The following is a 20818-nucleotide window of genomic DNA, read 5'->3' on the forward strand; positions in this document are numbered from 1 at the left end:
TTTACAAACCACATAGTAGAAAATATAGAAAAAAGAAGTTTGCTTTTCCGCAAACTTCTTTTTTCATGAAATTTATCACTATTTTTGTTTTAAAATTTCTTTCAATTTTTGATATTCCTCTATTTCTATTTCGCCAGCTGCCAAACGATTATCAAGAATGGTCAAGGAATCCGGACTGGACTTGTGTGTACAATACCCTCTTCTCCCCCTCCACATTCTGAAATTGGCAATAAAAAGTCCTATTAAAAAGATAATAATTATAAAACAAAATGGGTGAAAATGTCCCCAATGATGCATAGTAATCCACTCCTATTATTTTTTAATAATTTTCATTGATAACTGTAACAAGACAAGAGCTCTCCAAAATAAAAGTAATGCAATGATCGGGTGAAGAGCTGATATATATGGAACCTTCCCGATAAGACCAGCTGTTATATATTGTAAAATAATCATTATATACAAGATTGCACTTTGCCATTTCCACGTCTTTGGAATTCCTCCGAAGAATGCTAAAATGAACATTCCAATTGGGATAAATTCAAAAAAACGGACAAAAATTTCATGATTTGACCAATTTCCAATATCGGCAAATATAGCGACCCCTGCTAAAAAAACTTGAACCACTATACCGATGAAAAATAACAAAGAAAAAATCATAAAGATGATTTTAACTCCATTGCTTCCGTGTTTCTTATTATCCAAATATATCCCCTCCTTATTTTGACTGAATTCTTTTTCCCCATGGTTTGTAAACAGAAATGATATACATTAGTACTAACGAAACAATTTGCAGCAAAATTCCTGTCCAAAGATATGCTTGATTAATAAAATCATTCGTCTCGTTTTCTTTTGCAATCGTTAATGCTTGCAATGTCCATGAATACATTCCCCATAAATTTAAGCCAATCACAAGTAATGTCAGCCCTTCTTTTGCGATTATCCAATAATAACGAAATAATCCCCATTTCGTCCAAATGCACAAGAATATACCTGTTAACGTTGCTCCAATCGTCGATGCCCGAACGGATGTTTTAGATAAAATATTCATGGCATGAAAACACGTAATTGAAGTTTGACGATCTCCCACTGCAGCAGTGATGCTGAAAATCAAAAAAGCTATCATATTCCCTAACATAATCGCTGCAAAAATAAGATGAATAGTTAGCAGCATCTGTTTCGATTTTATAGAAAGCTTCAGTTCTTTCTCTCCCTTCTTTCATAATTTATCTACCAACAAGCTATATTGTAGGTGCTAAATATAAACCCGCTCTTAACCAATTCTTAAATATTTATTAAAAGCAAATGCGTAAGTGCCTTGATCATCTGCTAGCAGATAGGCGCTATTGAAATTGTAGTGCAAATTTCACCTGGAGCTAGACGTAGACAATTTTTTATAAAGTTACCCATAGATTTAACCAATAAACGATAAAAAAAGCCGCTCTCTACCTCTTTGTAAAAGATAAAGAACGACTTTTTTATCAAGCTTTAAATCTATACCCCGCTCCCCATACCGTTTCAATATACGTTGGATTACTAGGATCTGTTTCTATTTTCTCTCGTATTTTCCGTACATGTACCGTTACAGTTGATGTATCTCCCATCGAATCCAACCCCCATATCCGCTCGAATAAATGCTCTTTGCTAAAAACCTGATTTGGATGTATAGCAAGAAAGGTTAATAGGTCAAATTCTCGAGTAGTCAGGACAATTTCTTCTTCATTAACAAAAACTTGTCTGGAAGCCTTGTTAATATAAAGTCCTTGGATTTGGATATCATCAACTGGTGCCATTTTTCGAACTAGCCTTTCAAACCTTGCCAGGTGTGCTTTTACCCTTGCAACAAGCTCACTTGGACTAAATGGTTTTACAATATAATCATCTGCCCCTAAACCGAACCCGCGTATTTTATCAATGTCTTCATTTTTTGCTGTTACCATTAGAATAGGAATATCTGTTGTTTTTCTAAGTTCCCTACATATCTCAAATCCATTGCCATTAGGAATCATCAAATCTAGTAAAATTAAGTTAAAATGGCCGTTAAGTGCGGTATCTAATGCATGTTTTCCATCTTCGACAATACATGCTTCAAAACCCTCTATTTCTAAATAGTCTCTTTCAAGCTCCGCAATACTTTGATCGTCTTCGATAATCAATATTCTTTTCATACGTCATCACTACCTTCATTATCAGGTTTCTTTAATGTGAAATGAATGGTCAGACCTTCTCCTGTAGAACTTTCTGCCCAAACATTCCCTCCGTGTGCTTCAATAATTTGCGCTGCAATTGCCAATCCAAGACCACTTCCGCCAGATTTTGAATTCCTTGAAGGATCTGCTCGGTAAAAACGATTGAAAATGCGGTTAATATCCTCCGATGAAACTCCTGGGCCATTGTCCATAATCGAAACACACACATCTTTTCCTCTATCCTGCAATGAAATCATGATTTTACAAACTTCTTTATTATTGTACTTCATACTATTTCGAATAATATTATTCATCACACGAATAAGCTTATCACGATCTACTAATGCGGTTAATACATCACTTGTGGTGAGGGTAACTTTCAAATCATGGTTATTTTCCATTCTTAATTCTTCTATATAGTCCTCTAAAAATGCATTCATTTTCACCTTTTCAAATTGAAACTGTACACTTTTAACATCCAATTTGGAATATAAGGAGAGTTCATCAATTAAATGGTCCATATGCTCCGCTTTAGCATGAATTGTATTTAGATAGCTCTGTAGCTTCTCTTTAGAATTTGCTACACCATCGATAATTCCTTCTACATAACCTCGTATAGAAGTGATCGGTGTTTTTAAATCATGCGAAATATTTGCAATTAATTCTTTCCGATTGTTTTCATATCGTTCTCTTAATTCTAGGGATTCCTTTAATTTCGCACGCATTTGGTCAAAGCTTTTCACCAATTTTCCTAGTTCATCCATACTGGAAGTCTTAAGATGAAAATCTAATTGTCCATTACTGATTTTCTCAGAGGCAGATGTTAATTGATTAACAGGTCTTAAGATGCTTCTTGACATAAAGTAAGAAAGCAAAGCATTTGTTCCAACTAAAATAAGCACGATTCCGAAGAAAATGAAGGGGAAATACCTTCTTGCATACTGTGAAAAATTAATTCCTTTCTCCACTAAAAATATCGAACCTTCCATACCGTCTTTAAAGTAAAAATCATGCTGTCTCACGGAATATTGCTTATGACCAAACCATGTGTTGGGGGAATATCCTTCATTACCGAATGTTGGAAGATCAGCGCTTGCAATATTTAGTACATATGTTGATTTATAAAATGTTTTATTTCCTTTTCTAATAATGAGCCCCGATTGATTTTTCTCTATTTTAGTTGTTACAGAATCAAGATAATGTTCATCTAGTAGTTTTTCGGGATTGTTGGATGATAACTTAATTAGTTGATTGAATATGTTCGTATTTTCACTTGATTCCGGACGCTGCCAGCCTTGATGAAAATTACTGCCTAACATTTTAATATCCCCACTAAAAACGATACTCAATAATAAAAAATAAAGGATAAAGATAAAAATTGGCATCAACACCATTGCGGCATTAGATATAAATAACCGTTTTCGAATGGACATTTAATCACCTACACTACGTAATAAATAAAAAGAACAATAACACTTAATTCTAAACGATCAAGAAACAAATTCTTAAATTTTTATTAAATTTCGTTTGATTACAGATTATCATGCAAATTTTTCTTTATCCATATATTTTCGGTTGCTTATTTCCATTTTTTTTAAGCTATTCTTCACGAAAAAATGGTAAAACATAAACATAAATTGAAGTTGATTTGAGGTATCTAATATGCTAAAAAAAGGTTTCCTATTGCTATTCTTTTTCCTGCTTTTGAGCTATTGCACCTGCCATACATATGCGAAAAGCGAAAATAATGAGAACTATCTTTTGGATTATCAAATTGAGATACTCCATTGGAAAGAGGTAAATGAGTTCCTACCTCGATATTCTAAATTTACTGTTATTGATGTCGAAACTGGTAAAAGTTTCAATGTACAAAGACGTGCTGGAAGGCATCATGCAGATGTTCAACCATTAACTAGAAAAGATACGAAAATGATGAAGGAAATTTATAATGGTCATTGGAGTTGGAGAAGAAGGGCGATTCTCATTCAAGCTGACAACAAATTAATAGCTGCTTCCATGCATGGAATGCCTCATGGTGCAGGTGCATTGGATAATGGATTTAAAGGCCATTTTTGCATCCATTTTAAAGGAAGTGTGACACATCGCTCCGAAAGATCAGATTTATCTCATCAAGTGATGATCAACAAAGCTGGTGGAACAATAGATGATTTTGTTCGTGATCTCACCCCAAATCAATTAACAACCACTTTTTTAGTTTTTATTAAAAATGGTGATCAAGGTTTAGCCAAGAAAGTTGCAATAACCGATCAAAAAAATATTAAAAAAGAACTAAAAAATATAACAAACATTGATGCGATGAATTGGAAGCTATTATCATCTGTAGAACCCGATCCCTTAGCTCTGGAAGCAGACATACCTGTAGAAGTAAGTTTACAAGTTAAAAACAATGGGCCAGTAAGAACAAGCATTCATTTTCATCTAATAAGAACTTCACCAATTTCGCCTTGGAAAATTAATGTGGACCCATTAATGGAACTCACAAAAAAGTAAATACATATTTGGAGGTGGAACACAACATGAAACTTTTTTTAAGCTTACTAATGATGTCCTTTTATCCTGTAGAAGAAAACAGCATTTATTTAAAATTGGATGGTAAGACAATGCATAGCGTCCAAAGATCTGACTTTGTTCTGCCTCCTTTTGATCATCCAATCATTAATGAAGATAAATTCAATTTATTTGTGGAGCACATCGGGAAGAAGGCATTTAAAAATCCAGTTAATGCAACCATTAATGAAAATGGAAGCATGATTAGTGAAGTACCTGGAAATAAGCTTGATTCACATCGGTTTAAAGATATGTTTTACACATCTTACTTTCAAAAAGGATCGGCAACGATTGAAGTTCCACTCCAAGTTGTCTATCCACGAGTAGATAGCGAACTTCTCGCGAATTTGAGAGGAATAAGCATTGGTAGATACGTTACTTATTTTAACAGCTCTAATAAAGAACGGACTCATAATATACGGCTAGCTGCCAATGCGATTAATGGACATGTTATCTTTCCGGGAGATACCTTCTCATTTAATAAAGTAGTTGGAAAGCGTACCATTGCGAAAGGCTATCTTCCCGCACCTGTAATTGTTAGAGGAGAACTTTCAGAAGGTATCGGAGGTGGAATCTGCCAAGTATCCTCTACCTTATTCAATGCCGTTGATAAGGCAAGTGTAAAAATAACGGAACGCTATTCCCATAGTAGACGTGTACCGTATGTTCCACCAAACAGAGACGCAACCGTAAGCTGGTATGGACCGGATTTCAAATTTAAAAATCCTCACAATCAGCCCTTGCTTATTCGAGCAAGAGTGATTGGAGGACAATTATTTGTTGTTGTATTATCCTCTGAAGATATTAACTACAAATCAAAGGATGTCCCGAGCGCCCCAAAGAAATTACCGAAAGAGGTGAGTCAGGAACGGTAAATAAGTCTTTTTAATGTGAAAATCAACACATCAAATTTATTAGTTATAGCGATAGAAAATAACCGGAAATGAATTAATTCGTATGAACACAAAAAACCACAGAATAATTCATAACTCTGTGGTTTATCTTGCAATTATAGTAAAAAATATCCTTTTATCCAATGCCCTTATCGCTATTAAACAGAGGGCTAGAATCCGTTAAAAGTGAGAGGCATTGATTTTCATTTCCATTTCTATTTGCATTAAGATTGACATCGTACCTTCTCACTCTTTTCAAATAAGTTAAGCAAAATACACCAATTGACAAATCAATTGTCAACACTTTCATTAGATTCGCATAATTTGTTTTGGAAGAAAAAGAGCTATTTAGCCCTTATTCTTGTTGAAATTCTTCTAATTCAGTTCACCAATATGTTCTCTACAAAAATCCTCTAACGTTTTTATTTCATCTTCTTCTAATTCAAACTCAAGATAACGTTCCGTTACTTTTTCAAATATTTGATACTGTGCTACACGTGATTGGTTGTCATCAACAACATAAATCGCTTTTATATATAAACCATTTTCAGAAAATAGTTCATCATCTTCAGGGACTTCTATCAAAAGAATAAATTCATAACGATTACCTGTTAATATCCCCGTTGGATCCTCGAGCTTTTCGACTGTATATTCAATAATATCCATTTTCTGCGTCCTTTCCAATTACCTTAAATAATAAATCTGATAGCAACTTTATTATACACTTCTATCATATATAATAAATACATTCTTCGCTTTTACTTCAGTAAATGCATTTTGCTTTCCGCTTCGTCCCACGGAACAGAATATCCTGCTCCTTTTGTACAAAAAATCGAGGAAGATGTGTATTCAGAATCTGCATCTTTGTCGTATTGTATTTTCTCTATTACTTCCTTTTGATTATGGCAAGGATAATATCCCCCAAATACAATACTCATAGTGCCTCTCCCTTGCGTAAAGGAGGCTAGAATTGAACCATAATCCATAAAGGTCGCAACAGGAACTTTTCCGCTAATGATTGCTTTATTTCCAATTGTCTCTGGGTTATCAAATTTCCCGTATGCACTCTGCACATCTGCTAGAACTCTACCCATTTGTTCTATGTCTACTTTAATTTTAAAGTCATAATAAGGCTCTAATAAAAGGTTTTCTGCTTTCTCTAATCCTTGTCGCAATGCCCTAAAAGTGGCTTCTCGAAAATCCCCGCCGCTTGTATGTTTGATATGTGCTCGACCCGTTAATAAAGTGACCTTAATATCTGTCATTGTTGAACCTGTAAGGATTCCGCGATGTTCTTTTTCAAACAAGTGATGACGAACCAGATTCTGGTAGCTGATTGGTAAATCATCTGGGTGACAAACACTTGCAAATGACACTCCACTCTGACTTTCACCAGGTTCTATTCGAAGATGAACTTCTGCATAATGCTTCAATGGTTCAAAATGTCCATATCCGACTACTTTTGAGGCAATTGTTTCTTTATATAAAATTTCTGGTTTATCAAATCGAACTTCAAATCCAAAACGATCTTTAACAATTTGTTCCAGTACTTCAAGCTGAATGGTTCCCATCACATGAATATGAATCTCTTGAAATTTTTCGTCCCAGGTTACCATTAGGGAAGGATCCTCATCATCCAACAATCGAAAGTATTTTAATACCTCTTTCTCATTTAAAGAGGGATCAAATATTACCTTAGATTTAAGAGTTGGAATCATTTCAAAAAGTGCCTTATCCTGCATTGCTCCCAGACCATCTCCAGTAGAAAAGGATAATAATCCAGTTACAGCAAAAAGTTCACCCGCTACAACCTTATCGACAATTTGAAATTTCTTCCCATTATATTTTCTAATTTGAGTGACCTTTTCTCTTTTCATTTGGTCATCATAGTTATAAGTTACTTCTTCTCTAACTTTTAATATTCCGCTTAGTGCTTTTATAAAAGTCATCCTCGCCCCGCTCTCATCATAGCGGATTTTATAAACTCTCCCGGAAAAAGGCAACTGACAATCATAGTCAGATATTGTTAATACGTCTATTTTTTCCAAAAAATCCGAAATACCAACATCTTGTAAAGCGGAACCTGATGCTATTGGAAAAATGATATTGTTTTTTATCATCTTTTGCATTTCCTTTAGCCATTTATTTTTTTCATAGCCATTTTCCATATAATCATCAAGCAAACTTTCATTCCGTTCTGCTAAAAATTCTATTAATGGAACGTCCATTTTACCATCTGTAAATGAGTTATCTAAAAGACAAACGTCTTCCGTTAAATTTATCCGAATTTCCTCAATTACTCTATGAATATCCGCACCAATACGATCCGTTTTATTAATAAAGAAAAAAGTAGGAATGCGATGCTTTTTAAGCAAATTCCATACCGTTTCTGTATGTCCTTCCACGCCTTCAACTGCACTAATGATAATAATTGCATAATCCATCACTTGGATAGCTCGTTCCATCTCTGGTGAAAAATCAACATGTCCCGGAGTATCAATCATTGTATAGCGAGAATCTTGGTAATCGAAAATGGCTTGATCTGCAAATACCGTTATGCCTCTAGCTTTCTCGATTTCATGGCTATCTAAAAATGCGTCTTTATGATCCACTCTTCCACGTTTTGGAATGCTATTTGTATGGAAAAGTATTTGTTCCGCAAAAGTCGTTTTTCCTGCATCCACATGTGCTAATATCCCAATCGTTATTTGTTTCATTTCTGGCACCTCAGTAGGATAAATCTTGTTGAATATCATTATAACAAAAGCATTACAGCTTTTTTAGAATATGGGAAAATATTTACGAACGAATAGACTGTTTAAACGTTTTATCTGCTTCCTTTAACAATAAGAAAGTCATAACAAATACACAAATCATAAGGATAGCTGTAATTAAAAATAAAATAATTGAGCCACCACTATGATAAGTTACCTGCTGTTTACTTAAAAATAATCCGTAAATCCATATCTTTCAGAACAATTACAATACCAACTTATAAAAGATGAATGATTGTTACATTACGTACCTGGCACGCTATTAAGGCGTGCTATTTTCTTTGCTTAGATTATCTGTAATAAATATCTAGCAAAATATTTTTAAAATTAAATATCTCTTGTAAAAAAAATAAATTGACATTGTAAAACCACCTTGATATATTAATAGACATACTTTATTGCTTAAAAGCATAAACGTTCAAAAGCTAGAATAAAAATTAAAAACATTCCATATATTAAATGCTTTGAAGGGAACTAAGTAGTTCTTGCATGTTGCTTAAAGAGAGCTGATGGTTGGTGAAAATCAGCACACTTGCAAAGAGCGAATTTCATTCTTGGAGCAGCTTATTCAACTTAGAATAAGACGGTTTTCAATCGTTATAACAATGAAGTGGTAAGCTTATTTGTTTGCAAATAGGGTGGTAACGCGATATTAAATCGTCCCTACTAGGATTTTTTCCTAGTAGGGATTTTTTATATTCTAATTAAGAGAGGCGAAGATCAGCATGGAGAAGAAACAACAAGATTTAAAAAAAGGATTATTACCGAGACATGTACAATTTATTGCTCTGGCAGGAATGATTGGAACTGGAATTTTTAAAGGCAGTTCTGATACATTATCGATTGCTGGTCCAAGTGTGGTTCTAGCCTATTTATTAGGTGGGCTATTGCTATTAGTTGTAATGGTAGCTTTAGGTGAAATGGCCATTGCCCATCCAGGAATGAATGTTCAGCATTTAGTAAATAAAGCATTCGGTCATCGCATTTCATTCATTGTCGGCTGGTTGTACTGGATTAACTGGGTTATCGTTACAACGGTTGAATTATTGGCAGGAGGAAGTTTTCTGCAATATTGGTTTCCTAATATCCCGCTTTGGTTATTAAGCTTATTATGTGCTTGCGTTATATTAGGGATAAATTCATTCCATGTAAAATTTTACGGAGAGCTTGAATTTTGGTTTGCCGGAATTAAAATATTTGCACTTATTGCTTTCATTATTTTAGGATGCCTTATAATATCAGGTATTTTTCCAAGCTCTATTGATCATCCGATATCCAACTATACCTCTCATGGCGGATTCTTCCCTCATGGTTTAGGAGGAACCTTCAGTGCCTTCCTAGTCGTTATGTTTTCTTATGGCGGTGCCGAACTAATTGGAGTAGCTGTAACAGAAACACAAGATGCAAAAAAAGTATTACCTAAAATTGTAAAAGGAACTGTATGGAGAGTCATTATTTTCTACATTTTCCCTATTCTCATTATTTGCGGTATCGTTCCTTGGGATAAAGTATCAGGTGTAGATAGCCCATTTGTTCAAGTATTCAGTACTGCAGGGCTTCCAGGAGCAGCAAATATCATGAACTTTGTCCTATTAACCGCTGTTCTTTCTGCAGCGAATTCAGGGATATACGCAACTTCCAGAACTCTGTTCTCAATGGCGCAAACAGGAGAAGCACCGAAAATAATGTTAAAAGTCTCCAAAAACGGTACACCTTTAAACGGAATACTCATTACAGGATTTCTTATTCTATTAGGGGTTTTCTTAGCCTATTTTGCACCTGAGAAGATCATTAATTATATGATGACCATTCCTGGCTTTACCATCATGCTCATTTGGATTAGCATATGCTTTTCTCAATTAAAGCTAAGACCACAATATAAGGAAAAACCTTTCTTTCAAGTTAGATGGTTTCCTTTCACTACAATCATAGCTTTAATCGGTTTAATTACGATATTTATATCTTTTATGTTTAATGCACAAAATAAGGTCGGCACATATGTTAGTCTTATCATCCTTATTCTCCTTGTACTGTTATCCTTTAAACATAAAAAATAAGTTTCCGAAAATCATTTTTTTGGAACGATAGGAATGATTTTGATAATAAAAGACCATATATATATTTGATATGCCTAATATATATGGTCCTTTTTTATTCGTTCTACAAGCACCCGTTACATTAATAGCGTGACGTCTAATTTACTTTGATACTTTTATTCCTAGCATTACCTCGAACTCAAGCTTTGTTACATATTCCTTATAATTTATAGCCCCGTCGAAATTCAAATTAACTTAAGAATGTGTTCAAATGGCTGGCGAGGTACTTAATCAAAGTTACCTGAGCAGCAATATATATATTAACCCTTTTGTTATTTAGACCAATCTAACAGGATTTCTTTAATGATTTCTGAAAGGATATCCACGGTTCTATATTCTTCATCCAAAGTGTTTTCGGGTCCACCGATTTCTAACAAAACAGAGTTACCAAAAAGGTCTTGATTATAACTATTTTTATTCGGTGGATTGTCTTTAACAAAAACTCCTCTTGATAAGTGAGGATATTTTTCTTCAATTTTATTATGGAATAGTGTAGCAAACTTAAAATTCTCTTTGAATTTTCCACTTGAACGGGATACTATAAATGCAATCCTAGGATAATCTATTCCGCTTAATTTCATTGTGGTAACACTTCTTTTTTGTGAATCCCTGTGTAAATCAAAAACCATTTTGATCGTATTATTATTTACTAATGCTTCTTCTAATGGCTCTCTTGATACTTTATATGAATCGCTAAATGGCAAACTCTTCTTTTTTAATATTTGCATTATATTGGTTTCATCGTGGATGGAATTAATCCCTCTCTTTTTTAATGATTGGCTTAATCTTTCACCGACTAATGTAATATTTTTTGTTTCGTCAACAGTTTCATTAACGTCATGCGATTTAGATTCTGTGAAAAAAGACTCCAAATTATGCGTTTGATATATATAAACGAGAGGGTTTTGGTTGCTAAAAGTTGCTTTGGATGAGGAATTATCTTCTTGATGAATGTTTAGATTATTGATAATCATTTCTTTTCCACCATTCAAGATAAACCAAGACAGAGTAATGGCACATATTGCTATAGAGATTGAAGCAATTGAAAATTGTTTTATTCTTCTTTTTAACATTAATTTCCTAGCAGATTGTTTAAGCATATTAGAGGTGGATGATACAAATTCCTCTCTAGGATTTAGTGGATATGCTTTTTTAATTAGGTCAAACAAGTCTTTATCAGTTTGCATTTCCCATAACCTCCTCCACATCCCATTTTAATTTCTTTTTAAGTTCTTTTAATGCCCTATGATAATCAACCTTGACCTTTGTTTCATTACAATGAAGGATTTCTGCTGTCTCTTTAATTGAAAATTCGTTTATACCTCTTAGTATGACTACTGCTCTATAGTTTGGTTTTAACTTTGAAATTGCTGTATGGACAAGTATTTTCATTTCGTTTTCTTCCAATAATTCATTGGGTTCCTTTTGAGCTGATACAATATTTTTAAAAAATCCATCAGTGAAAATAGAAGTAAATCTGCTTTTACGATAATGATCAATTGCAACGTGCTTCGCAATTGAAAATATCCAGGTTTTCACGTTATTTATTCTGTTAGTGTTAGACAAGTTATTTAGGATACGAATAAACACTTCTTGGGTTAAATCTTCAGCATCGTTTTGGTTTCCCGAAAAACAAATAAGGAATCGATAAACATCTAAATAATGACGAAGATAGATCGTATCAATCTTTTCCTCAAATTTTTCATTATCAAACAAATCTTTCCCCCCTCATTTTTATTTCATATATAAATCGTTTGAGCTTAGGAAAAGGTTACAGTTTTTTCTTAATTTCACTCGTAGGACCTGTCGTATATAAATAGACCATCATTTAGACAGTCTTTATTTGTAATAAGCAGCCATTCTACAAGTTCTCGAAAAGAAATCATTTTACCTCTAATTTTTCCGTTTTTTTAAACATGCTCAGTTAATAGGAATGAAAAAAGCGTACCCTTTTAAATAAAGGGAACGCTTTTATATGCGATATTTTTCTTTTATTAACCAGTAATATACAAGCCTACAACAAGGCATTTTGCTTTTGCTCTACTGATCACATTCTAGTGTACTTTTTAAAATTATATGGTTGAGTGTTACTCCGCTACATATAGAAGTTCGAATGATCGCAAAATAAGGTAATATCATATTTGATTAAATTATTTCACATAGGTTACACTAATCATTTAATCCCTTTCCATCGAGTATCTGCTGCATATATTTTTCAACCCTAGACTCCCTGGTTTTGGATTGCTTAGCTGCAGAAAAATAAAGAAGGTATGCCCTTTGCCGTCCTGGTGTCAAACCTTCAAAAGCAGTTTTCAAGGCAGGGATCTCCTCTAATTTATTTTGAAATTCTTCCGGCATTATGTATTCTGTAGTCTTTTTAAAATCCACTTCCATACCCGCTTTTTCCACTTCAATAGCTTCATTAATATAGGCTTTCAAAATGCTTTCCATTTCATCTATTTCCTGAACATTTGTGAAGCGAATCTGGCGCGCTGCTTGTACATTCTCCGTTTGTTGTATTAGAATCCCTTTTTCATCCTTTAACAAGACACCTTTGTTAAATAGAAGCGCACAGTATTCTTTAAATCCATGAATTAAAACCGTGTTTTTATTTTCAAAAGTGTAACAAGGATGCATCCACTTAAATTCTTCGGTCAGCCCACAGTCCAGAACGATATTTCTCAGCTTCTCATATTCTTTCTTCCACTTTTTTGATCTACTTATAAATGCATCAACCTTAGGATTCAAGCTATTGTTTGTCATTCGGGCAGCCTCCTCTTCAATATTTCAATCAATTGACAATCAAGCAAGATTGTTCTCATTTTCTCAAATTTTTATAATAGGACATTAATTGGTATCATGTCAAGAAGACTAGTCTTGAAGATGAAGACAGAATAGAATCATTAGAAATGATATTAAAAACCAATCTATTGAAGTTAATAGAATTATTAGCCATCAAAAGCCGGATGAATAATGTTCATTAGCCTCATTTTTTATTATTTTTTAAAGTTGCAATCAGCATAGGAAGTTCTTTATAAATATCTATTATTTCATTTATTTTCATGCGAACCAATCCACTTGATGATGGAGCAACATAATCAACCGTTCCTGGAACAACAGATGTATCTTGAACGCCCCAAGAAATATTGCGTTTTCCGCTATATTCTTGATAAACCCCTTTTCCAACAAAACATACAATCAATGGTTTTATCGCCAAGATCTTTTGCCTCAAAGTTTCTTTCCCTTGTTTGTACTCTTCCTTAGAGATTTCATCCGCACTTTTCGTTGGTCTTGCTACAATATTCGTTAATCCATAACCTAATTCCAACAATCTAGAATCTTCTTCAGGCATATAATTACGAGGGGTAATTCCAGCTTCAAATAATATCTTCCAAAAACGATTGTTTGGATTCGCAAAATGATGACCGGTTTCACTTGATCTGATACTTGGGTTAAACCCAACGAATACCACATCTAAATGATCCTTTAAATGATCTTGAATCGGCTCCACATCTTCACCTTCTTCATTTATGTTTTTTAAGCGCTGTCTTTATATTTAGCAAAGAAAATCTCATAAAATCCTAAATTTAATCTAGGGAAAGGACATCCCTCATTTTATTAGGAAAGATGCCCTAAATTTTAAACAAGCAATATTATCTGATACTGCCTTTCCATTCTTCCAAATTCCAAATACCTGTAACCCAGTCCTGATAAAATTCAGGTTCATGCGATACAAGAAGTACCGTTCCTTCGTACTGAGATAGAGCAGAAGCTAATACTTCTTTCGCAGCAACATCCAAATGATTAGTAGGTTCGTCTAAAATAAGCCAATTACTGTCTTCCAGCATTAAGTGACATAACCTTGCTCTTGTTTGTTCACCACCGCTTAGCGACTTCAAAGGCTGGAAAATATGGTCTTTTTTCAAGCCAGCCCGAGCTAATGCCTGACGTATTTCCTTCTGAGTCATTTTTTCATGCATGGACCAAATATATTCTAATGGAGTAAGCTCAGACCCGATATTTTCTTCCTGTGCAAAATAGGAAGGTTTTACATATTGGCCAAATAAAACAGAACCATTATACGGATCTAATTCACCCATAATAGTCTTTAACATGGTTGATTTCCCTATTCCATTATGCCCAATCACCGCGACCTTTTCTCCTCTTTTCAGCGTTACACTTATAGGGGGGAAGAGCGGTGTGCCATAGCCTACTTCCAATTGCTTTGTTTCAATAATTTTACTTGTCGGACGAAGACTTGCTTTAAAATGAAATCTTGGTTTAGGTGTTATATCAGGTTTTTCAATTATCTCCATTTTCATTAGCCTTTTCTCACGAGATTTCGCTTGTTTTGTCGTAGATGCACGTGCTTTATTTTTTTGAATATACGTTTCCAGCTTTTGAATTTCTTCCTGCTGTTTGTCATAAGCAAATAGCTGTTGCTGTTTTCTCAGTTCATATGTCTCCATAAATTTTTTATAATTACCCAAGTATCTCGTTAATTGGAAATTTTCTAAGTGGTATATGACTGTTACTACTTCATTCATGAAATCAACATCATGAGAAATTAGGATGAAACTATTTGGATAATTTTTCAGATATTCTTTTAACCACTCAATATGAACAAAATCAAGATAATTAGTTGGCTCATCAAGCAATAAAATATCCGGTTCCTTCAGAAGCAGATTAGCCAATAAAAGTTTCGTTCTTTGACCACCGCTTAATGCGGAAACATCCGTATCCATACCAAGCGCACCGATTCCAAGTCCATATGCAACATCATCGATTTTTGTATCAAGAAAATAGAAATCATGATGATCCAATAGCTCCTGTATTTGTGCAAATCTATTTAAAAGCCTCGTTAATTCATCCTCGCTGCAGGATTCCATTTTACTTGAAACATCCAGCATCTCCGCTTCAAGCAAATATAGATATTTAAATGCATTTCGCAAATAATCTCGAATACTTAACCCTTCCATTAAATCCGAATGTTGTTCTAGAAATCCTACGCTAATATTAGGTAGCCATTCAATCCTCCCTTGATCTGGAAGAATCATTCCCGTTAAAATGTTCAAAAGTGTCGATTTTCCAGCACCATTTGGGCCAACTAAACCAACTCGTTCTGATTTTAATAAGCGGAAATCTATATCTTTAAAAACTAATTTATCACCATAATAATGTGTTAACATTTCTACATTAACAATGCTCATGTTATTAAACCTCCATCATATTCTATTTGAACCAATCGCAAAACTTTGGAGGATAAGCTTTGACTAAACCTCTGGGTCTCAAGTATTTATATAGACAAAAAAGGTAGGGAAAACACACCCTACCTTAAACATGTATAAAGAATTGCATCCAAAATACACGAATATTATTAAGAGGAATAGGTCTGAATGTCCGTTGTTTCACGATTGGTTTTGCTAAAAAAGGGCATACTTCTCCCTATCAAGCTAAAACCATTTGAAAAACAAAGGACATACTCATATCGAACTTATTCCTCCTTCAATGTTAAAATTAGTATTCCTAACAATTTTACAAAAAATCAAGTACATTGTAAAGGGATACTTAACAAAACATTCATAACATTACGCTTTTATTCTTCTTCAATAACAGAAACCCACTTAAAAAATATATAAGTGATGCTAAATAAAAAATACTTCCAATGGTAATAAAATCAACAATATACCCCGTTATTATTATCGCGATTGCAGCTCCAACAGAGGTCCAAACATGATATTTTCCGATCTCTTTACCAGCAGATTCCTTCACAACATTTTTTGCGAGTGCTGTTTTTTCTGTATTCTTTTGCACAGCACCCAAAATACCCATGATGATTTGCAGAATATACACTTGCCAAACTTGTGTAACTAGTGGAAAAAATAACAGTAGTACTGCCATCCCCCATGAATAGATAATAAATAGAACCTTTTCTCCTATTTGATCCGAAAACTTTCCTATTGTCGGATAAGCGAGCGCAGAGGTTAACGCAAATAGTCCATATGCCCAGCCAAATTGTGCATAGCTGTCCCCAACATTTTTTAATAACAAGACATAAAAGGGAAAAATCATACTGCTTGCCATGACGATGATACTTTGATAATAAATGAATCTTTTATAGGTCATTTTCCATACTCCTCGTAGAATAAGTTCACATACCGTTCTTTTGGGTCGTACATTCGTTTCAAGTTAAAAAATTCATCCGTTCTAGGATATGCCTCATGTAATTGTTTTTTACTAGGATAAGAGTAATAAGGTAAATAGTAGCTTCCTTGATGTTCCAGTGTAATATTAATCATCTTTCTAACAACTCTTTCGGTATTCTTGATATCCTTTTTTGATTGGCCCTGATTAATTAGCAGGACGAGTGCAAACATATCATCTTTCGCATAAGACATTACTGCCTCTTGATTCTTATCTACAAATCGAATCGTAATATTTAAGAGGTTAAAATCCTTCTCTTTTTTCAATGTCTCTCTCAAGCTATCTATATAACTAGTAAACTGATTTACAGGTACAAAGTATTCCTGTAACAATTCCGTACGAGATGTGCTATCGTATTCCATGAAATTCGAATCGGATCTCATCACGTTGTTTCTTGTTATTAACTTGCCACTCGTCATCTCCATATATTTCTTCTGAACATTCCAAAACAAATCCTTCCCCCAATTACTGTACCTTGATAAGCCCAGAAAAAACTTAGGGATTGCGATAGATTCACCTTTTAAATGGTTGTATTTCGATAAATCATGTTGGTTTTTTGATAACACATAGTCAGTTACATACATTTCTTTAAGAAACGTTTTCGGCGCCACCGAAATTCGTGCTAAATGCATTTTTACAGCTGGATTATTTTCTACTTCTTTTTGAAAATACGTTTCATAATCTTTATAGTCAATGGTTCTTGTTTTCGTTTTATAGAGCTCATCATCCGTTAATTTTAAGGTTGCGTCTAAAATTATTCCGAATAGTCCATAACCGCCAATTACAGAATGAAATAATTCTGGATTTTCAGTTCTACTAACATTTATAATGTTTCCCTTTGGATTTAATAAATGAAAGGATTCAACCGTATCTATTAAAGCATCATTTCGAATATCTCTTCCATGAACATTAACACTTAATGCACCGCCAATAGTAAAAATATTTTGAGATTGCATAACTTTAATGGCTAGCCCATATGGATTGATATAGTTTTGTATATCATTCCATGTAGCGCCGCTTTGTACCGTAATCGTTTTTCTTTTCGGATCAAATGCAAGAATTTTATTATAAGATTTCATGTCTACTAAAATAGCATTAGGATATAAAGTTTGTCCGCCTTGGCTATGCTGCATACCTGCTATACTAATTTTGTCGTTTGTTTTATTGGCGTTCCTTACAATCTTTTGTAGTTGCGTTGCACCAGTAGCTGACTCTACGCTTTTAACTTTAATTGGCAGTAATCGCCCATTGTCCTTTACAATTGGATGTGACATTTTTAATTGATATGTATAAATAGAGCTACTAATAGCAATTAAATACACCAGTAATATGAGGAGTGAATAACTTCTCTTCAATATCCCTTCAACCCCAGCCTTTTTATTTTTATCATAATTATAGATATAATTTACAAAGAATGGAATATATTTTTCGGAAATCAGCAAAAAAAGGAAATCAAACCAGAAATAGTTGATTTCCTTTGTTCACTTTCCTGTTATTCTCCACTTTAGAATGGCCAAGTATTCCCTAGCATATAACTTACCTTTGACGACTTTAGGGGTTACTGCAGCTAAAGGAAACGATTTTATTCCTTGTGCTTCAGATAATTTTAAAGCCCGAAATAAATGAAAATCATTGCTAACAATGACTGCTTCCTTAACCTTATATAAATTTTTGGTAAATTTCAAATTTTCATATGTATTAACTGACTTATTTTCCATTAAAATCCTATTTTTTTCAATCCCTTGCTCAACTAAATAACGGCGAACAGCTTCCGCTTCTGAAATTTTCTCATCCTGTCCCTGTCCTCCGGTTACTATCACTTTTGTATGAGGATTTTCTTGCAGGTAAACTAACCCAGTTTTTGCACGTTCGTATAATGCTTTTGACATTTGGTCCCCTTTTACTTTAGCTCCTAATATGATTAAATACGGAACATTCTTAGGAGGTTTCTCCTTTGCCACTTGCTTTATTTGGAAATAGGTGAATCCGATATAACCAATAATTAACAAACAACCAAGAACAATGATGACCTTCCATTTTCTCATCTAATTCCACCCCAACATTAATTCTTTCCTTTATATAGACGAAGATTCTCCGAGAACGTTTCATAAAAAAAAGAAATCAATTTAATGACTTCCTCTTAATATCATAATATTTTCGTTTTATCGTCTGTTTCAATTTGCATTTTTTCCAGTTCAAGCTTTAATTTTTCGGTTTCCATCAAATAATTTTGATGCTTAAGCTTTTCCAATTCTAATTGTTCTTTAATAAAATTACCTTTTAATTTTTCCCTTTTCTCAAAATGGTCTGTAATGATTGCCACAATCGGGATAGAAAGAGCTAATATCGGAACAATAATCCAAATCAAACGATCACCTCATCTAAATGGTCTAATTATTAATATACAATATATTCCGAAAATAATGAAGAGCCTGAAGGGGACATATAGGAAAAAAGGCACTTGATTGCTATGCTAACAATTAAGCGCCTTAACGATTACAATTCAATATCCAGGAATACTGGGCAATGGTCACTTCCCATAATGTCAGGGTGAATTCCTGCATCGATTATTTTCTTCCCAATTCTTTCAGATGTGATAAAATAATCAATACGCCATCCAATGTTTCGCTCCCTTACCTTATTCATATAGGACCACCATGTATAAGCGCCTTCTTTTTCTGGATAAAGGTATCGAAATGTATCAAGGAATCCAGATTCGAGAAGGACTGTCATTTTGCCGCGTTCTTCATCTGTAAAACCGGAATTCCCTCTGTTCGATCTCGCATTTTTCAAATCTATTTCCATGTGAGCAACGTTTAAATCTCCGCAGAGAATAATAGGTTTCACCGCATCCAATGCTATTAAATATTCCCAGATTTTATCCTCCCAAGCCAAACGTTTTTCAAGTCTTGCCAAATCACGTTTGGAGTTAGGATTTTATACATTTATCATATAAAATTCTTCAAACTCTATTGTAATTATTCTGCCCTCTGGTTCAATTCAGTATGGTGCTACTTTACTGCCACACCTTTATTTTTTGAATAGGGGAATGGTTTAAATTCCCACTCAATTTTTCACTATTTTCGTATAAATGATGATTTTAACTATTATACAAATCTATACTTTTAAATTATCGTTGTATATTTTATTAACATAGAGTATCAAAGCTCTAAATACTATAATGAAAGAAGGTTTCCTATGAACAATCAGCCAAAACAGGATTCTACCCCTTGTCCAGTTAAATCGACAGAACAGGTTCCATTAACTGCTACCCCTACTTCCATTACTCCAGTCGCTGCCCCGACTACTATAAAAGTTCCAATTGTATTAACAGAGCAAACACTTCAAATCGTTGTTGAATCAACGATTCCACTTAACCCAGCAGCGACTGAGATTAAGAGAGTTTTAAAGAATGTATTCCTAGACGAAGTTAAACTTGTACCTGTTGCATTTGCGCGTATTGACACATCTGACTATTTTAACGTGACGAGAGCTAAATTATTTGTAGCAGGACATATTCGTAAAAATATTGAATACGCTACAGATGCCTGTACTGCAGCACTTCAAGATAGAATTGCTGATGTTCCGTTTTCGGGTTTTGCAGACATTTCTACCTTTATTAATCAACCAATTATAGCTCCATCTTCAACAACCACTGCCGCTTTTCTTAATGAGAAAAACACCCTAGTTCCTAGATTAGATAAAGCTTTCTTTGAAAATACTGTCCAATACAATGAACAACCATTCGGCGAGTTAGTAGCCGCAAATTTCTTTGAACTGGATGTTTCACCAGTTATAGCAAGTCCTGAGGGCACTTTTGACACATTAACTGAAAAAATCGTATTGGACCTTACTATAAAAGTGTTACAAGTCCAACAAGCACTCGGCTCATCTGGAGATACTGGAGCAACTGGGCCTACTGGACCTACCGTAGCAACTGGGGTTACCGGACCTACCGGCGATACTGGCGCAACTGGGGTTACTGGAACTACTGGCGCGACTGGTGCTACCGGAGTTACTGGACCTACTGGCGATACCGGCACAACTGGGGTTACTGGACCTACTGGCGATACCGGCGCAACTGGGGTTACTGGACC

The 20818-nt window shown here is 34.3% G+C and carries 19 protein-coding genes, 2 pseudogenes and 1 other annotated feature; of the genes and pseudogenes, 4 read left to right on the plus strand and 17 right to left on the minus strand.

Features of this window, described 5'->3' with window-relative positions; translation table 11 throughout:
• Window positions 1-78 precede the first annotated feature (78 nt).
• The 5 genes from AC3WJF_RS20975 to AC3WJF_RS20995 all read right to left on the minus strand — a co-directional run bounded on the left by AC3WJF_RS20975 (window position 79) and on the right by AC3WJF_RS20995 (window position 3619).
• Complete coding sequence (locus AC3WJF_RS20975) at window positions 79-297, minus strand: SHOCT domain-containing protein (RefSeq protein WP_492455691.1); 219 nt, start codon at window positions 295-297, stop codon at window positions 79-81.
• 15 nt (window positions 298-312) lie between these two features.
• The gene (locus AC3WJF_RS20980) at window positions 313-702 is read right to left on the minus strand and encodes a DUF6220 domain-containing protein (RefSeq protein WP_492455693.1); all 390 of its coding nucleotides are present in this window, start codon (window positions 700-702) and stop codon (window positions 313-315) included.
• A gap of 13 nt (window positions 703-715) precedes the next feature.
• Entirely contained in the window at window positions 716-1171 is a 456-nt protein-coding gene (locus AC3WJF_RS20985; RefSeq protein ID WP_492455695.1) for a hypothetical protein, read from the minus strand.
• A gap of 307 nt (window positions 1172-1478) precedes the next feature.
• Window positions 1479-2165 carry a winged helix-turn-helix domain-containing protein gene (locus tag AC3WJF_RS20990; protein ID WP_492455697.1) on the minus strand — a complete coding sequence of 229 codons (687 nt, stop codon included), beginning with the start codon at window positions 2163-2165 and terminating at the stop codon, window positions 1479-1481.
• Entirely contained in the window at window positions 2162-3619 is a 1458-nt protein-coding gene (locus AC3WJF_RS20995; protein ID WP_492455699.1) for a sensor histidine kinase, read from the minus strand. The genes AC3WJF_RS20990 and AC3WJF_RS20995 overlap by 4 nt, the downstream gene beginning before the upstream one ends.
• Window positions 3620-3848: 229 nt before the next feature.
• Between AC3WJF_RS20995 and AC3WJF_RS21000 the strand changes: the two genes are divergently transcribed.
• Window positions 3849-4697: a hypothetical protein gene (locus AC3WJF_RS21000; protein WP_492455701.1), complete on the plus strand. Its 849-nt coding sequence runs from the start codon at window positions 3849-3851 to the stop codon at window positions 4695-4697.
• A gap of 26 nt (window positions 4698-4723) precedes the next feature.
• Window positions 4724-5629, plus strand: a complete 906-nt coding sequence (locus AC3WJF_RS21005; RefSeq protein ID WP_492455703.1) for a VanW family protein — start codon at window positions 4724-4726, stop codon at window positions 5627-5629.
• 393 nt (window positions 5630-6022) lie between these two features.
• Here AC3WJF_RS21005 and AC3WJF_RS21010 read toward each other — a convergent pair whose 3' ends face one another.
• Both AC3WJF_RS21010 and AC3WJF_RS21015 read right to left on the minus strand, forming a co-directional pair.
• Complete coding sequence (locus tag AC3WJF_RS21010) at window positions 6023-6313, minus strand: DUF6509 family protein (protein ID WP_492455705.1); 291 nt, start codon at window positions 6311-6313, stop codon at window positions 6023-6025.
• Between the two features lie 92 nt (window positions 6314-6405).
• Window positions 6406-8364 carry a GTP-binding protein gene (locus AC3WJF_RS21015; RefSeq protein WP_492455707.1) on the minus strand — a complete coding sequence of 653 codons (1959 nt, stop codon included), beginning with the start codon at window positions 8362-8364 and terminating at the stop codon, window positions 6406-6408.
• A gap of 512 nt (window positions 8365-8876) precedes the next feature.
• Window positions 8877-9089, plus strand: a binding site (T-box leader).
• 57 nt (window positions 9090-9146) lie between these two features.
• Between AC3WJF_RS21015 and AC3WJF_RS21020 the strand changes: the two genes are divergently transcribed.
• Window positions 9147-10478, plus strand: coding sequence for an amino acid permease (locus AC3WJF_RS21020; protein WP_492455709.1), 1332 nt, complete (start codon window positions 9147-9149; stop codon window positions 10476-10478).
• A 311-nt stretch (window positions 10479-10789) separates the two neighbouring features.
• On the opposite strand, the gene spoIIP is transcribed toward AC3WJF_RS21020, so the two are convergent.
• The 10 genes and pseudogenes from spoIIP to AC3WJF_RS21070 form a co-directional block, all read right to left on the minus strand.
• Complete coding sequence (gene spoIIP, locus AC3WJF_RS21025) at window positions 10790-11704, minus strand: stage II sporulation protein P (protein ID WP_492455711.1); 915 nt, start codon at window positions 11702-11704, stop codon at window positions 10790-10792.
• A complete protein-coding gene (locus tag AC3WJF_RS21030) occupies window positions 11694-12233 on the minus strand; it encodes an RNA polymerase sigma factor (protein WP_492455713.1) in 540 nt (179 codons plus the stop codon). The genes spoIIP and AC3WJF_RS21030 overlap by 11 nt, the downstream gene beginning before the upstream one ends.
• Window positions 12234-12686: 453 nt before the next feature.
• The gene (locus AC3WJF_RS21035) at window positions 12687-13280 is read right to left on the minus strand and encodes a YdeI/OmpD-associated family protein (protein WP_492455715.1); all 594 of its coding nucleotides are present in this window, start codon (window positions 13278-13280) and stop codon (window positions 12687-12689) included.
• A 223-nt stretch (window positions 13281-13503) separates the two neighbouring features.
• Complete coding sequence (gene mug, locus AC3WJF_RS21040; protein ID WP_492455717.1) at window positions 13504-14028, minus strand: G/U mismatch-specific DNA glycosylase; 525 nt, start codon at window positions 14026-14028, stop codon at window positions 13504-13506.
• Between the two features lie 142 nt (window positions 14029-14170).
• Entirely contained in the window at window positions 14171-15727 is a 1557-nt protein-coding gene (locus AC3WJF_RS21045) for an ABC-F family ATP-binding cassette domain-containing protein (RefSeq protein ID WP_492455719.1), read from the minus strand.
• Window positions 15728-16097: 370 nt separating this feature from the next.
• Entirely contained in the window at window positions 16098-16643 is a 546-nt protein-coding gene (locus tag AC3WJF_RS21050) for an MFS transporter (RefSeq protein WP_492455721.1), read from the minus strand.
• Complete coding sequence (locus AC3WJF_RS21055; protein ID WP_492455727.1) at window positions 16640-17995, minus strand: FAD-binding oxidoreductase; 1356 nt, start codon at window positions 17993-17995, stop codon at window positions 16640-16642. The genes AC3WJF_RS21050 and AC3WJF_RS21055 overlap by 4 nt, the downstream gene beginning before the upstream one ends.
• A 207-nt stretch (window positions 17996-18202) precedes the next feature.
• Window positions 18203-18766, minus strand: coding sequence for a YdcF family protein (locus tag AC3WJF_RS21060; protein WP_492455723.1), 564 nt, complete (start codon window positions 18764-18766; stop codon window positions 18203-18205).
• A gap of 101 nt (window positions 18767-18867) precedes the next feature.
• The gene (locus tag AC3WJF_RS21065) at window positions 18868-19089 is read right to left on the minus strand and encodes a hypothetical protein (RefSeq protein WP_492455725.1); all 222 of its coding nucleotides are present in this window, start codon (window positions 19087-19089) and stop codon (window positions 18868-18870) included.
• A gap of 128 nt (window positions 19090-19217) precedes the next feature.
• Window positions 19218-19718, minus strand: a pseudogene (locus tag AC3WJF_RS21070) (exodeoxyribonuclease III); the annotation flags it as partial.
• Between the two features lie 201 nt (window positions 19719-19919).
• Between AC3WJF_RS21070 and AC3WJF_RS21075 the strand changes: the two are divergent.
• Window positions 19920-20645, plus strand: a pseudogene (locus AC3WJF_RS21075) (CsxC family protein); the annotation flags it as partial.
• Window positions 20646-20818 lie beyond the last annotated feature (173 nt).

The organism is Heyndrickxia sp. FW510-T9, assembly GCF_058781025.1.